The organism is Mangrovicoccus algicola (assembly GCF_014903745.1).
GTDB lineage: Bacteria > Pseudomonadota > Alphaproteobacteria > Rhodobacterales > Rhodobacteraceae > Mangrovicoccus > Mangrovicoccus algicola.
The window spans coordinates 73,849-89,074 of record NZ_JACVXA010000004.1; the positions used below are offsets into that span (position 1 = coordinate 73,849).

The following is a 15,226-nucleotide window of genomic DNA, read 5'->3' on the forward strand; positions in this document are numbered from 1 at the left end:
ACGGGGTGTTACAGGCCGGGGCGAAAGCGTTTGCGTCGGTCTGCACCTGTGCTATAGGCGCGCAAGATTTTTCGGGGGGCTCTCCAGAAGGGAGCGGCCCGGCCGGGGAATCCGGGGCTGCGGCGCTTCCCATGCGCCCTGTCCGGCAGAAGGGTCAGAGGGCCCGCAACAGACCGTTATTCGGGCACCCGCCCTGAGATAAAAATGAGGAACCGAAGATGAGCGATATCACCGCCCGCGTCAAAGCAATCGTCGTGGAGCAGCTGGGGGTCGAGGAAGAGAAGGTCAACGAGCAGGCGTCGTTCATCGACGATCTCGGCGCCGACTCGCTCGACACGGTGGAACTGGTGATGCGGTTCGAAGAAGAGTTCGGGATCGAGATCCCGGACGATGCCGCCGAGAAGATCCAGACCTTCGGCGATGCCGTGTCCTTCATCGAGAAGGCCCAGGCCTGATCCACGGCCCGCAACCGAGAGATTTCGAATGGCACCCCTGCGGGTGCCATTCTTCGTTTCGGGGCCCCGGTCGCGCAGGGCGGGCGGCTCAGTTGCCCGGCAGCGGGGGCACCCCGCGCAGGTACAGCATCACCGCCTGCAGGTCCTGCGGCGTCATCTGCGCGAGAAATCCGTAGGGCATGGGCGGGCGCATCGGGCTGCCATCGGGGCGGATCCCTTCGGTGATCATCGCCGCCAGCGCGGCATCGTCATAGCCGCCGATCCCGTCCGGCCCGCCCGTGATGTTCGGTGCCGTCACCTCCCCCCAGGGGCCGTGGAAGACAAAGCCGCCCTGGCCGAGCGCATTGGCGTAATCCGGCCCCGTCTCCGTCATCGGCGAGTGGCATTCCATGCAATGGGCGAGGCTGAGCGCGATATAGCCGCCATATTCCGCGCTCACCCCCTGCGGCGGCGCGGTGACCTGCGTCACCGGCGGGCCCCAGGCCGGGGGCAGGGGGATGCGGTAGCTGGAGGCGGGTTCGGAATGCTCCACCGCGGGCAGCGTCCGCAGGAAGGCCACGATCGCGGCAAGGTCGTCATCGGATATCCCGCGATAGGCGGCGAAGGGCATCGGCGGGCCGATCAGGCTGCCATCGGGGCGCAGCCCCTCGCGGATGGCGCGGGCCAGTTCCGCGTCGCTCCAGCCGCCGACCGGGCCTGCGGGCGTTATGTTGGGCGCATGGGCGGTGAAGGCGGGGCCGTCCTCCACCAGCCGCCCGGCAAGTTCGCGCGCCGGGTCGAACCCCTCGGGGCCCAGCGGGGTATGGCAGTTGCCGCAGCCCATCGGGCCGCGGACCAGGTAGGCGCCGCGCGCCAGCTGTTCGGCGGGAGGACCGGCCGATGCGGGCGCTGCGCAAAGCAGCAGGGCGAAAAGGCAGGCTGCGTCCTTCATCAATGCTCTCCTTGGAAATCGGCCGCCGCCATGGCGGCGCGCGCCGCGGAGAATACCGCATGAGGCGAGTCGGTCTCGAAGGATTCTGCGTGCACGGGCATTCCCCGGCACGGGTCGCGGTTTCCCGCCGGCAGGCGGGGATGCCGGGCGGGGCGGCGGCTTTCCTCCGGGTCTTGCGCTTGCCGCACCGCGCGGCACAGGGTATCAGGCGCCAAAGGCTAATGATAACGGGAGCAGACGATGCGTCGGGTAGTCGTGACAGGATTGGGCATGGTGTCGCCGCTTGCCTGCGGGGTCGAGGAAACCTGGAGCCGCCTTCTGGCGGGGCAGTCAGGGGCGGGCACGATCGGCAAGTTCGACGCCGGCCATCTGGCGACGACCTATGCCTGCGAAGTCCCCTATGGCGACGGCACGGACGGCACCTTCAACCCCAATGACTGGATGGAGAAGAAGGAGGCCCGCAAGGTCGACGAATTCATCCTCTTCGGGATCGCCGCGGCCGAGCAGGCCGTGCGGGATTCCGGCTGGATGCCGCAGGATGACGAGGGCCGCGAGCGCACCGGCGTGCTGATCGGGTCCGGCATCGGCGGGCTGTCGACCATCGCCGATACCGCGATCCTGCTGAAGGAACGCGGACCGCGCCGGGTCTCGCCCTTCTTCATTCCCGGCTCGCTGATCAACCTGATCTCGGGGCAGGTCTCGATCCGCTACGGGTTCAAGGGGCCGAACCATTCGGTCGTCACCGCCTGCTCGACGGGCGCGCATGCCATCGGCGATGCCTCGCGGCTGATCCAGCTGGGCGATGCGGACGTGATGATCGCCGGCGGGGCCGAGGCCGCGATCTGCGAATTGGGCATCGCGGGCTTCAACGCCTGCAAGGCGCTGTCGACCAAGCGCGGCAACGATCCGCAGCGCGCCAGCCGCCCCTATGACGCCGACCGCGACGGGTTCGTCATGGGCGAGGGCGCGGGCATCCTGGTGCTGGAGGAATACGAGCACGCCGTCGCCCGCGGCGCGAAGATCTATGCCGAGGTGCTGGGCTACGGCCTGTCGGGGGATGCCTATCACATCACCGCGCCCTCCGAGGATGGCGACGGCGCCAAGCGGGCCATGACCGCCGCGATCAAGCGCGCCGGGATCGACCCGTCGCAGATCGACTACATCAACGCGCACGGCACCTCGACCATGGCCGACACGATCGAGCTGGGCGCGGTGGAGGCGATCCTGGGCGATGCGGCGTCCAAGGCCACGATGTCCTCTACCAAGTCCTCGATCGGGCACCTTCTCGGGGCGGCCGGCGCGGTGGAGGCGATCTTCTCCATCCTGGCGATCCGCGACCAGGTGGCGCCGCCGACCATCAACCTCGACAATCCCGCGGTGACGCCCAGGCTGAGCCTGGCGCCCAATGCCAAGCAGGAGCGCGAGATCAAGATCGCGCTGTCCAACAGCTTCGGTTTCGGCGGCACCAACGCGTCGCTGGTCCTGGGCGGGGCGCCCGCCTGATGTGGAAATCCGTCGCGTCGAATTTCCTGACGCTTCTGATCGTGGCGCTGATGGCGCTGTCGGGGGCGATCTACTGGGCGCAGCGCAGCTGGGTCACGCCGGGCCCGCTGGCCGAGGCTGTTTGCGTCAGCGTTCCGCGCGGCGGCACGATGACCGGTGTCTCGGCCGAGCTGGAGGCCCTGGGGGCGGTGTCCAATGCCCGCATCTTCCGGCTGGGATCGGACTATACCGAGCGCAGCGCCAAGCTGAAGGCCGGCAGTTTCCTCGTGCCCGCGGGCGCCTCGATGGAACAGATCGCCGACCTTCTGACCGTCTCGGGGCAGAGCACCTGCGGCGCCGAGGTCAATTTCCGCATCGGCGTCACCCTTGCGGAACTGCAGCTGCGCGAGATCGTGCCGGAGACGGGGCGCTTCGAGGTGATCGAGGAATTCGCCCCCGACGCGCCGCGCCCGGCCGCCTATCAGGACTTCCTCGACCGGGGCTTCGGCAGCATGCGCGTCACCGTCGCCGAGGGCGTGACCTCCTGGCAGATCAGCAATGCGCTGGGGCAGCTGGACATCCTGGAGGGATCGGTCGATGCGGTTCCCGCCGAGGGAATGCTGGCGCCGGGCAGCTATGACATCGCCCCGGGCGACGCGCGCGGCGACATCCTGGCCGAGATGACCCGCCGCCAGACCGCGCTTCTGGACGAGGCCTGGGCGACGCGGTCCGAGGGACTGCCCTACGCGACCAAGGAAGAGGCGCTGACCATGGCCTCCATCGTCGAGAAGGAGACCGGCGTCGATGCGGAACGCCCGACCGTCGCTTCGGTCTTCGTCAACCGGCTGGAGCAGGGGATGCGCCTGCAGACCGACCCGACGGTGATCTACGGACTGACCGAGGGCAAGGGCGTGCTGGGCCGCGGGCTGCGCGCCAGCGAGCTGCGCCGCCACACGCCCTACAACACCTATGCCATCGACGGGCTGCCGCCGGGGCCCATCGCCAATCCCGGCGCCGCCGCGATCGAGGCGGCGCTGCACCCGGCCGAAACGGAATACCTGTATTTCGTGGCCGATGGCACGGGCGGGCATGTCTTCTCCACCACGCTGGCCGAACACAATGCCAATGTGCGTAAGTGGCGCGAGATCGAGCGCCAGCAAAGGGAGCAGACCGGACAGTGATTGTCCGGCCTGCGATTTGCAGCATTGGGAAGGGCTGCCTCTGACTGCCCGGTTCCGGATGGAGCCGGGCAGAAACTTTTCGGAACCGTGGCCGGGCGTTGCCGTGCGGCCATGGTTCCCGCGCGAAATCGCTTTGGTGCTGAAATCCCGCGCCTTATGAAATACTTTACTCGACGGTAAAAGATATCCGATCCGATAGGTGCTGCGATGGCCGGGTCAGCCGCGAATTTCCTGATCGATCTGGCCGACCGGCTGCATCGCGCCGATCCCGGGCAGGATCCCGATGCGGGATGGCGCGACAGCGTCGGCATCGCCGAGGCGCTGGGGCTGACGGGGCTGAATGCAGGGGCGGTCTTTTCCGGATCGGTCGATCCGCTCTGGGTGCGCTTCCATGTCGGGCAGGATTGGGCATCGGACTATGCGCAGCCCGCGCTGCGCGGGGCCGATCCGATGTGGCGCTGGCTGCCGCGGGGCGAGCCGCGCCTGAAAGTGACCGCCGCCGGGCTGGCCGCCAGTTCCGCGGGCGCGCCGCTGGCGGCGGCGATGCGGCAGCGGGACTACAACCATATCGAGATGTTCAAGTCGCGCCGGGGCGCGGTGACCGGGGTCGTCATCATGGGCGCCCGGGACCCGATGGAGTCGGTGATGGGTCCCGAGCGCGCCGCGCTCCTGCCGGTGGTGGCGGCGATGATGGCCGGGCGCATCGCGCCCCCCGCTGCCGGAGGGGGCGAGCTGGGCATCCGCTATGGCCGGCTGTCGGGGCGCGAACGCGACGTGCTGGGCCTCCTGGCGCAGGGCATGGGCAATGGCCGCATCGCCGAACGGCTGGGCCTGGCCGAGGTGACGGTGCGGCTGCATCTGAAAAATGCGCGCGACAAGATGGGGGCGGCGACGCGCGAACAGGCGCTGGCCCTGGCCATGGCGCGCGGCCAGATCAGCCTGTGAGACCGCGCTTGGCTATGGCAAATGCCCGCCCGGCCGGCTAAGGCATCCGCGCCAGAAAAGGGGGTGCGCCATGGCAATTCCGGAATTCTCGCGGTCGATCAAGATCGCGCCGTCGATCCTCTCGGCCGATTTCGCCGATTTCGGCGCCGAGATCCGCGCGATCGAGGCCCAGGGCGCCGACTGGGTGCATGTCGACGTGATGGACGGGCATTTCGTGCCGAACCTGACCTTCGGTCCGCCCGCGGTGAAGGCCTTCCGCCCGCATGTGAAGACGGTGATGGATGTCCATCTGATGATCGCGCCGGTGGATCCCTATATCGACGCCTTCGCCGAGGCGGGGGCCGATATCCTGACCGCCCATGTCGAGGCGGGGCCGCATATCCACCGCACGCTGCAGGCGATCCGCGGGGCGGGGATGAAGGCGGGCGTCGCGCTGAACCCGGGCACCCCGGCCGAGGCGGTGGCGCATCTGCTGGACCTGACCGACCTGATCTGCGTGATGACCGTCAATCCCGGCTTCGGCGGGCAGAAATTCATCGACATGACCGCCAAGATCAGCGCCCTGCGGGCGATGATCGGCGACCGTCCGGTCCATATCGAGATCGATGGCGGCGTCACGCCCGAGACCGCGCCGCTGGTCGCGGCGGCGGGGGCCGATGTGCTGGTCGCGGGCTCGGCGGTGTTCAAGGGCGGATCCGTCGCCGATCCGGCCCCCTATGGCGCCAATATCGCGGCCATCCGCGCGGCGGCCGGCGCCGCGGTCTGAACCGCGCGATCCCCGTTCCCCCGCGCCGGGCCGACCCGGCGCGGGGAGGCCGGCAATCCGGTCAAAATTTAGGCAGCCCGCCCGCGCGGCCGGGGGCGCGGCGGCCCGCGCACTGGTGTCACTTCACATTCTGTGAAAGCGTTCCCGACAAAGAAGGGTACGAGGGCGCAGTTACTCATGTCGATCAAGGCCAGCATCTATCACCTGACCCATTACAAGTATGACCAGCCGGTGGTCCTGGGTCCTCAGGTCATCCGGCTGCGCCCGGCGCCGCATTCGCGGACCCGCGTGCTGAGCCATTCGCTGAAGGTCAGCCCGGGCGGGCATTTCGTGAACCACCAGCAGGACCCCTATGGCAACTGGCTGGCGCGTTTCGTCTTTCCCGAGCCGGTCACGGAATTCAAGATCGAGGTCGACCTGGTCGCCGACATGTCGGTCTACAACCCCTTCGATTTCTTCGTCGAGGAACGCGCGGAATTCTATCCCTTCGACTATCCCGAGGAGCTTCTGGAGGATCTGTCGATCTACATGAAGCCCGAACCCGCGGGCCCGCATCTGAAGACCTTCCTCGAAGGCGTGCCGACGGAGAAGATGCGCTCGGTCGATTTCGTCGTCGACCTGAACCGCCGCGTCAACGAGGCGGTGGAATATGTCGTGCGCATGGAGCCGGGCGTCTATACGCCCGAGGAAACCTTCGAGGCCGGCAAGGGGTCGTGCCGCGACAGTTCCTGGCTGATGGTGCAGGCGCTGCGGCACCTGGGCCTCGCCGCGCGCTTCGTCTCGGGCTACCTGATCCAGCTGAAGCCCGATCTGGAGGCGCTGGACGGACCGTCGGGGACGGATGTTGATTTCACCGACCTGCATGCCTGGTGCGAGGTCTTCCTGCCGGGCGCGGGGTGGATCGGCTTCGACCCGACCTCGGGCCTGCTGACCGGCGAGAGCCACATCCCGCTGGCCGCCACCCCGCATTACAAGAATGCCGCGCCGATCTCGGGGGGCTTCTCGGCGCCCGAGGACCTGGAAACTGAATTCGCCTTCGACATGCAGGTCACGCGCGTGGCCGAGCATCCGCGCATCACCAAGCCCTTCTCGGATGAAAGCTGGGACGCGCTGAACGCGCTCGGTGCCCATGTCGACCGCAAGCTGGCGGAAAACGACGTGCGCCTGACCATGGGCGGCGAGCCGACCTTCGTGTCGATCGACGATTTCGAATCCGATGAATGGAATTCCGCCGCCGTGGGGCCGCAGAAACGCGCGCTGGCCGATGTTTTGATCCGGCGGCTGCGCGAGAAATTCGCGCCGGGCGGATTCCTGCATTACGGCCAGGGCAAGTGGTATCCGGGCGAGACCCTGCCGCGCTGGACCTTCTCCTGCTACTGGCGCCGCGACGGCAAGCCGATCTGGAACGATCCCGACCTGATCGCCCGCGAGCTGCCGGAGGCGGAGGTCAAGAAGGAAGAGGCGCCGAGCTACGAGGATGCCGCGCAGCTGACCACGGCGATTGCCGAGGCGCTGTCGGTGGAGACCGGCAACATCATGCCCGCCTACGAGGACCCGGCCGAATGGCTGCTGCGCGAGGGCGGGCTGCCGGACAATGTCGATCCGGAGAACTCCAAGCTCGAGGATGCCGAGGAACGCCAGCGGATGCTGAAGGTCTTCGAGCGCGGGCTGACGAAGCCCGTGGGCTACGTGCTGCCGGTCCAGCCCTGGCAGGTCAAGCACACGACCAGCCGCAAGTGGATGTCGGAGAAATGGAAGACCCGGCGCGGCAAGCTGTTCCTGGTGCCCGGCGACAGCCCCGTGGGCTACCGCCTGCCGCTGGGGGCGCTGCCCTATCTGAGCCCGGCGGAATACCCCTATATCAACGAGGCCGACACCACGCTGGAACGCCCGGCGCTGCCGGACATCTCGCGCGAGATGGCCGAGAGACTGGGGCGCGAATGGCTGGACCAGAAGGTCGCGCAGGTCACCTACGAGACCGCCGAGAAGGACGGGCCGGTTCCCCAGAGCCTGTACGAGATCGACGGCCATGTGCGCACCGCCATCTCGGTGGAGCCGCGCGACGGCCGCCTGACGGTGTTCCTGCCCCCCGTCGTGTGGCTGGAGGATTACCTGGAGCTTGTCGCCGCCTCCGAGGCCGCGGCCAAGCGGCTGGGCCTGCCCGTGCATATCGAGGGCTATCCGCCGCCCTCCGACCCGCGGCTGAACGTCATCAAGGTCACGCCCGATCCCGGCGTGCTGGAGGTCAATATCCAGCCCGCCGCCAACTGGGACGAGGCGCGCGAGATCACCGAGACGATCTATGAGGAGGCCCGCCAGAGCCGCCTGGGCGCCGACAAGTTCATGATCGACGGCAAGCATACCGGCACGGGCGGCGGCAACCATGTCGTCATCGGCGGCGCCACGATCATGGACAGCCCCTTCCTGCGCCGCCCGGATTTGCTGCGGTCGCTGATCCTGCACTGGCAGCGCCACCCGTCGCTGAGCTACCTCTTCTCCGGCCTCTTCATCGGCCCGACCAGCCAGGCGCCGCGGGTGGACGAGGGCAGGGCGGACCATCTCTACGAGCTGGAGATCGCGCTTCAGCAGATCCCGGCCCCCTGGGAAGGCATGCCGCCGCTGCCCTGGCTGACCGACCGGCTGCTGCGCAACCTGCTGGTCGACGTGACCGGCAACACCCACCGCGCCGAGATCTGCATCGACAAGCTGTATTCGCCCGACGGCCCGACCGGCCGGCTGGGGCTGGTCGAATTCCGCGGCTTCGAGATGCCGCCCAATGCGCGCATGTCGCTGGCCCAGCAACTGCTGATCCGGGCGCTGATCGCGCGGTTCTGGGAGACCCCGCTTTCCGGCAGGCTGACGCGCTGGGGCACGACCCTTCACGACCGGTTCATGCTTCCGCATTACCTGTGGGAGGACTTCACCGGCGTCCTGGAGGATCTGCGCGAGCATGGCTACGCGATGCAGCCCGACTGGTACAAGGCCCAGGCCGAGTTCCGCTTTCCCTTCTGCGGCGAGGTGGAGGGGCCGGGCATCCACCTGGAACTGCGCCAGGCGCTGGAACCATGGCACGTGATGGGCGAGACCGGGGCGATCGGCGGCACGGTGCGCTATACCGACAGCTCGACCGAGCGGGTGCAGGTCAAGCTGAGCACCACCGACCCCGCGCGCTATGCCGTGGCCTGCAACGGACGGCTGGTGCCGATGCAGAAGACCGCGGAAAACGGGGTCTCGGTCGGGGGCATCCGGTACAAGGCCTGGCAGGCGCCGCTGGCGATGCATCCGGTCGTGCCGCTGCATGTGCCCCTGACCATCGATGTCTTCGACACCTGGTCGAACCGTGCCGTCGCGGGCTGCGTCTATCACGTGGCGCATCCGGGCGGGCGCAATTACGACACGTTCCCGGTCAATTCCAACGAGGCCGAGGCGCGGCGTCTTGCGCGTTTCCAGCCGCACGGGCATACGCCGGGACTTTACGTGCCGCCGCTGGAGACGCCGCATCCGGAATTCCCGATGACGCTGGATCTGCGGCGCCTCGCCGGGATGTGATGAGTGACAACGCAAGACAAACCTGAGCGTCGCGGCGGGCTCGCGGCGCTCATCCGCGACTACAGCCCGGCGGAGAACACCGCCGACGAGCTGGTCGATCCGGCGGGGCAGATGCGCCCCGTCTGGAAGGATTTCATCGGCCAGTTCGGACGTCTCTCGGGTCCGGACATGGAGCGGCGGTTCCACAGGGCGGAACAGTACCTGCATGATGCGGGGGTCTATTACCGCGAATACGATCACGGCTTCTCGCGCGAACGCGCCTGGCCGCTGAGCCATATTCCGGTCCTGCTCTCCGAGGAGGACTGGGCCGGGATCTCCGCGGCGCTGGTGCAGCGCGCCAACCTGCTGGAGGCGATCCTCGCCGATCTCTACGGGCCTAACCACCTGGTCGCGGATGGCCATCTGCCCGCCGCGCTGGTCGCGGCCATGCCCGAATGGCTGCGCCCGATGGTGGGGGTGACGCCGAGGTCCGGGCATTACCTGCATTTCATCGCCTTCGAGATCGGCCGCGGCCCCGACGGGCGCTGGTGGGTCCTGGGCGACCGGACCCAGGCGCCGACCGGGGCGGGCTTTGCCGTGGAGAACCGCGTGGCCATGTCGCGCATGTTCCCGGAGTATTTCGCCGACCGCACGGTGGCCAAGATCGGCGGGTTCTTTTCCGCCTTCCGCTCGGCGCTGGAATACCTGTCGGACGCGGCCGAGGGCGGGGTCGGGGTCCTGACCCCGGGCATGCTGAACCAGGGCTATTTCGAACATGCCTATATCGCGCGCTACCTGGGCTTCATGCTGCTGGAGGGCGAGGATCTGGTGGTGCGCGACGGGCGCGTCATGGTGCGCACCGTCAACGGGCTGCAGCCGATCAGCGTCATCTGGCGGCGCATCGACAGCGCCTGGGCCGATCCGCTGGAGCTGAACGAGGCCTCGCGGCTGGGCACGCCGGGCCTGGCCGGGGCGGTGCGGCAGGGGGCGGTGACGATGGTCAATGCGCTGGGATCGGGCGTGCTGGAGACCCGCGCGATGCTGGCCTTCATCCCGCGCATCTGCCAGGCGCTGACCGGCGAGCCGCTGCAGATGCCCAATATCGCCACCTGGTGGTGCGGGCAGGGGGCGGAGCGCAGCCATGTGCAGGCCAATACCGACCGCATGATGATCGCCTCCGCCCTTGCCACGCGGCTGCCCTTCGACAGCGACGGCAAGACCGTGCTGGGCGGGCGGTTCCGCGACAGCGCGCGCGGTCCCATCGCCGACTGGATCGCCGCCGAGGGGGGCAACCTGGTCGGCCAGGAGGTGGTGCGGCTGTCCACCACGCCGGCCTGGGACGGCGCGGCGCTGGTGCCGCGGCCGATGAGCCTGCGGGTATTCGCGGCGCGCACCTCCAAGGGCTGGACGCTGATGCCGGGGGGCTATGCAAGGGTCGGGCGCGACCGCGAATCGACGGCGATCTCGCTGCAGCGGGGCGGCTCGGTCGCCGATGTCTGGCTTCTGGCCGATCCGCCGGGGGCGCAGACGGCGATCGCCGAGGCCCGCTCTTCCCTTGGCGCGCGTCCGGATCTGAGCCTTCTGCCCAGCCGCGCCGCCGACAACCTCTACTGGCTCGGCCGCTATGTCGAGCGCGCCGAGGGCACGATGCGGCTGCTGCGGGCCTTCCATGTGCGCCTGGCCGACAATGCCGCCGCGGACATGCCGCTTCAGCATGCCATCGCCGAGGCGCTGACCGTGGCGGGGGTGGATGTGGCCGAGCCGGTGCCGGGGGCGCTGACCGACATGCTGGATGCCGCCGTCCAGAGCGCGGCGCAGGTGCGCGACCGTTTCTCCGTCGATGGCTGGCTGGCGCTGAAGGAATTGCAGGGCGCGGCGCTTCTCCTGGCGGAAAACCACCTTTCCGGAGAGCTGCCGCGATCGGGGGATGACATCGCGCGCGAGATCTCGGGGCTGCTGCGGCAGGTGACCGGGTTTTCGGGCCTGGTCCAGGACAACATGTACCGCTTCACCGGCTGGCGGTTCCTGTCCATCGGCCGGGCGCTGGAACGATCGATGGATACCTGCGCGATGCTGGCGCGGTTCTGCGACGAGGCAGCCCCCGAGGGCGGGCTGGACCTGGCGGTCGAGCTGGGCGACAGCGGCATCACCCACCGGCGGCGCTACACGATTGCCACCAATCGCCAGACGGTGATCGACCTGCTGGCGCTGGACGGGCGCAACCCGCGGGGGCTGCTCTACCAGCTCAACCGCATGCGCACGCTTTGCGAAAGGCTCCCGGGCGCGGAAAATCACGGGCGGCTGGCCGATTTCTACCGCGCGGTGATCCGGGTGCAGACGGATATCGAGCTTCAGCGCCCGCAGACGCTGGACAGCCAGGCGCTGTGGAAGACCCGCGGCGAACTGATGGAGGTTTCCAACCTGCTGACGCAGCATTTCTTCAGGTGAGGAGGGGGGCGCGATGCCGACACGCTATGACATCCGGCTGAAGATCTTCTACACCTACGGGCAGGCGACCAGCCTGGGCCAGCATGTCATCCGCATGCAGCCGCTGGAACTGCCGCGGCGCCAGCACGTCTCGGTCCGGCACCTGGCGATCTCGCCGCGTCCCACGGAACGCCGCGAGGGAACGGATTTCTTCGGCAATCGCGTGGTGGAGGTCGGGTTCGGCGGCCGCGTGGCGACGGGGATCGAGTTCCGGCTGAAAGCCTGGGTGGAACGCCGCGGCCAGCGCCCGGGGCTGGACATATCCCCGTCCATCGCCCGGCTGCCGATGGAGCTGGCGGCGATCCGCGACCTCGACGGGCAGGCGCCGCATCATTTCCTGCCGCCCTCGCCCAGGGTGGGCACGATCCCGGAGATCGCCGCCTTCGCGCAGGAGGTGCTGCGCCCGGAGATGACCGCGCTGGAGGCGGTCACCGCGCTGGGGCTGGCGATCCATGCCGAGATGGAGTTCCTGCCCGGCGCCACCGATGCCGACACCCTGCCGGCGGAGGCCTTCCGCCAGCGCAAGGGGGTCTGCCAGGACTATGCCCATATCATGATCGCGGGGCTGCGCGCCGCGGGACTCCCGGCGGGCTACGTGTCGGGCTTCCTGCGCACGCTGCCGCCCGAGGGGCAGGCGCGGCTGGAAGGGGCGGATGCCATGCATGCCTGGGTGCGGGCCTGGTGCGGGCGCGAGATCGGCTGGGTCGAATACGATCCGACCAATGCGATGATGGCCAGCGAGGATCATGTCGTGGTGGCTTATGGGCGCGACTATGCGGATGTCTCGCCGGTCAAGGGCGTGACGCGCATGTCGGGGGTCGGCGGCACAGGCCACAGCGTCGACGTGGTCGAGTTGCCGGGCGGAGCGGATCACGAATAGCGGCCTCGGCAGGTCAGCAGAGCCGCGGCAATTCCCGCGCTCCCGGCGCCGTCCCCAGCCCCAGCACCGCGCTGAGGCCGGGATTGGCCGTGGTCAGCTCGGACAGGGCGATGCCGTCCAGCGCGGCGTAGAAGGCCTCCACGGCCCGGCCCAGAACGCCGCGCAGCCGACAGTGCTCGGCGATCGGGCAATGGTTCTCGGCGCCCTCGAAGCATTCGGCGAAGGGCACGGAGGATTCCAGCGCGCGAATCACGGCGCCGATATCGATCTCGCCGGGCGGGCGCGCCAGGCGCAGCCCGCCATTGCGCCCGCGCGTGGTGCGGATGACGCCCTGCTGGCCCAGCAGGACGATGACATGCGCCAGATGGTTTTCCGAGGCGTTGCAGGCCCGCGCCACCTCGGCCTTGCGCACGGTGCGCCCGTCATTGACCGCGCAGAACATCAGCGTCCGCATGGCCAGGTTTGTCCGTAGCGTCAGTCTCATGCCGGTCCCTTCCCCGCCTTGCCGCCATTGCTTCGAGACCCAGACTGCCCGCGGCGGCGTGGCCCGTCCTTGATCCCGATCAATGCCGCGCGGGCGGCGGTCGCGCTTTGCAGTCGCAGCGACGAAAGTGGGTATTTTTAGCGGGAATTGATTTGCCCGGTCGGGGAATCCATGCAGTATCTTCCGTGACATTCCGGCCGGACCGGAGCGGGCCTGGCAGAAGACCGGGCGATGACGGTCCAGGGCGCCGGAGCCCAGGGGAGGACACGGGTTCGTGGCCCGTGACGGCACGCATATGGCATATGACAATTCGTCCGCTCCGGGACAGGGCGGGGATCGTGACAACCCGTTCGGCCGGGTCCCGGGACTGTCGGCGGTGATTGCGGGCTCCGGCGGCGGGTCTTCCCGGACCGGGCATCTGCGCTGGTCCGCCCCCAAGGCGGGAGGCGCCGCGCGACCGCGCTCCGGCGCGGCGGCGCTTGCCGCCGAACGCAGCCTGGCCGGTACCGGAATGGCGCTGGAGGAGGCGCATCGCGGGGCAAGGCTGCTGGATGTGGCGATCTGCCCGCGCAGCCCGGCCGCCGCGGCGCGGCTTGCCCCCGGGCTGGCCTGCTATCTGGGCATCGACGAGGAGACGATCGCGGCGGGGCTGGCGCAGGGGCCCGGCTGGATCCTGCGTCATGTCGGGGCCCCGGCACTGCAGCGGGTGCAGCGGCAATTCGCCTCCCGCGAGGTGGCGGTGCGCCTCTCCGATCCGGTCACGACCAGCTATGACCTGGACCTGTCCCGGATGGACCGCCGGGCATTGCCGCTGCTGGCGCGCCATTGCGCGAGGCTGGGCCTCGCGCCGCATCTGCAGGCGCCGGTCGGCGCGGCGGTGGCGGCGCATCTGGCCGATCGCTTCGGCCGCCACGGGCTGGACCTGACCGACAGGGCATTCCTGCCGCATTGCGTCCTGCTCACCCGCCTGCCGGGGCACCGGCACGGCCGCGCGGCGCTGGCCGCGCTGTCGGGGCTGGCACCGGCGGAGATCCCGCAAACGCCGCTGGCGCTGCCGCTGGTGCTGGACCGGGGGCTGGACCGCAACGAGGCGCGCGAGGCGGTGATCGCCTATACCGCGGCCGGGCTGGCGACGCTGGCGCTGACCCGCGGCGACGCGCTGCGTCACCTCGCGGCCTGTCGCGGGACCGGGTCAGGCGGGCTCTGCCGCAGCCGGGAAGACCTCCTGCAGCAGATCGACGAAGGCGCGCAGCCGGTGGGTCATGGTTCGCGCGGCGGGATGAAGGAGGCTCAGCTCGACGGGCAGGCTGCTCCATTGCGGCAGGTGGCGCAGCAGCCGTCCCGCGGCAATGTCGTCTGCCACGAGGTATTCCGGCAGAAGCGCCAGTCCCGCCCCTGACAGCGCGGCGGCATGGACGCCGGGATAGGAGGAGAGGCCCAGCCCCCCCGCGAGGCGCACGAAAACCTCGTCCCGGCCGTCGCTGAGATGCCAGGTCTGGATCAGCCCGATGCCGTGCAGCACCACGGGACAGTCCCCGATCGCGCGCGGATGCGCCGGCGGCGCGGTCAGCGCACCGGGCGCCGCGACCAGCACGCTCGTGCTGTGGAACAGCGGCCGGCAGACCAGCGCGCCGCTGCCGCGTCCCAGCCGGATCACCGCGTCGAACCCGTCTTCCTCGGGGTCGGGCTGCCCGTCGGTCAGCACGATCTCCAGCGTCAGGCCGGGATGGCGGCGGCGGCATTCGGCGGCCAGCGGACCCAGGAAGGTCTGCCCGAAGAGCTGGGGCGCGGCGATGCGCAGATGGCCGCGCAGCGGCCCGGCCGTTCCGTCCAGGGATTGCGCGATCTCGGCGGCATCGGCCAGGATCCGCTCGGCCCGCGCCAGCACGATCGCGCCTTCTTGGGTCAGGCGCAGCCGCCGCGTGCTCCGCTCGATCAGCGTCACGCCGAGATCGCGTTCCAGATCCTGGATGCGCTTGGAGACGGTGGATTTCGGCGTCTCCAGCCTGCGGGCGGCCGCGGCGAAGGAGCCCTCTTCGACGACCGCGCTGAATTCGCGCAGCGCATTCAGATCCATGGACATCGGT

General features: G+C 69.2%; 11 protein-coding genes. 8 read left to right on the forward strand and 3 right to left on the reverse strand.

What is annotated here, in order from left to right; genetic code table 11:
- Nucleotides 1-218: 218 nt before the first annotated feature.
- Nucleotides 219-455: an acyl carrier protein gene (locus tag ICN82_RS01865; protein ID WP_193179133.1), complete on the forward strand. Its 237-nt coding sequence runs from the start codon at nucleotides 219-221 to the stop codon at nucleotides 453-455.
- Between the two features lie 88 nt (nucleotides 456-543).
- Here the strand turns inward: ICN82_RS01865 and ICN82_RS01870 are convergent, their stop codons facing one another.
- Nucleotides 544-1,386 carry a cytochrome c gene (locus tag ICN82_RS01870; RefSeq protein ID WP_226898215.1) on the reverse strand — a complete coding sequence of 281 codons (843 nt, stop codon included), beginning with the start codon at nucleotides 1,384-1,386 and terminating at the stop codon, nucleotides 544-546.
- 240 nt (nucleotides 1,387-1,626) lie between these two features.
- Between ICN82_RS01870 and fabF the strand changes: the two genes are divergently transcribed.
- The 7 genes from fabF to ICN82_RS01905 all read left to right on the forward strand — a co-directional run bounded on the left by fabF (nucleotide 1,627) and on the right by ICN82_RS01905 (nucleotide 12,655).
- Nucleotides 1,627-2,889 (forward strand): beta-ketoacyl-ACP synthase II, encoded by a 1,263-nt coding sequence (gene fabF, locus ICN82_RS01875; RefSeq protein WP_193179134.1) that lies wholly within the window; start codon nucleotides 1,627-1,629, stop codon nucleotides 2,887-2,889.
- Nucleotides 2,889-4,049 (forward strand): endolytic transglycosylase MltG, encoded by a 1,161-nt coding sequence (gene mltG / locus ICN82_RS01880; RefSeq protein WP_193179135.1) that lies wholly within the window; start codon nucleotides 2,889-2,891, stop codon nucleotides 4,047-4,049. The genes fabF and mltG overlap by 1 nt, the downstream gene beginning before the upstream one ends.
- Nucleotides 4,050-4,256: 207 nt before the next feature.
- Entirely contained in the window at nucleotides 4,257-4,994 is a 738-nt protein-coding gene (locus tag ICN82_RS01885) for a helix-turn-helix transcriptional regulator (RefSeq protein ID WP_193179136.1), read from the forward strand.
- Between the two features lie 70 nt (nucleotides 4,995-5,064).
- The gene (gene rpe, locus ICN82_RS01890) at nucleotides 5,065-5,760 is read left to right on the forward strand and encodes a ribulose-phosphate 3-epimerase (protein ID WP_193179137.1); all 696 of its coding nucleotides are present in this window, start codon (nucleotides 5,065-5,067) and stop codon (nucleotides 5,758-5,760) included.
- 177 nt (nucleotides 5,761-5,937) lie between these two features.
- Nucleotides 5,938-9,309, forward strand: a complete 3,372-nt coding sequence (locus ICN82_RS01895) for a transglutaminase family protein (protein WP_193179138.1) — start codon at nucleotides 5,938-5,940, stop codon at nucleotides 9,307-9,309.
- Nucleotides 9,310-9,312: 3 nt separating this feature from the next.
- Nucleotides 9,313-11,736, forward strand: a complete 2,424-nt coding sequence (locus ICN82_RS01900; RefSeq protein WP_330998944.1) for a circularly permuted type 2 ATP-grasp protein — start codon at nucleotides 9,313-9,315, stop codon at nucleotides 11,734-11,736.
- Between the two features lie 13 nt (nucleotides 11,737-11,749).
- Nucleotides 11,750-12,655 carry a transglutaminase family protein gene (locus ICN82_RS01905; protein ID WP_193179139.1) on the forward strand — a complete coding sequence of 302 codons (906 nt, stop codon included), beginning with the start codon at nucleotides 11,750-11,752 and terminating at the stop codon, nucleotides 12,653-12,655.
- A gap of 13 nt (nucleotides 12,656-12,668) precedes the next feature.
- Here ICN82_RS01905 and ICN82_RS01910 read toward each other — a convergent pair whose 3' ends face one another.
- Together ICN82_RS01910 and ICN82_RS01915 are read right to left on the reverse strand one after the other, a co-directional pair.
- The gene (locus tag ICN82_RS01910) at nucleotides 12,669-13,139 is read right to left on the reverse strand and encodes an Rrf2 family transcriptional regulator (protein WP_193179140.1); all 471 of its coding nucleotides are present in this window, start codon (nucleotides 13,137-13,139) and stop codon (nucleotides 12,669-12,671) included.
- A 1,192-nt stretch (nucleotides 13,140-14,331) separates the two neighbouring features.
- Nucleotides 14,332-15,222, reverse strand: coding sequence for a LysR family transcriptional regulator (locus ICN82_RS01915; protein WP_193179141.1), 891 nt, complete (start codon nucleotides 15,220-15,222; stop codon nucleotides 14,332-14,334).
- Between the last annotated feature and the right edge of the window lie 4 nt (nucleotides 15,223-15,226).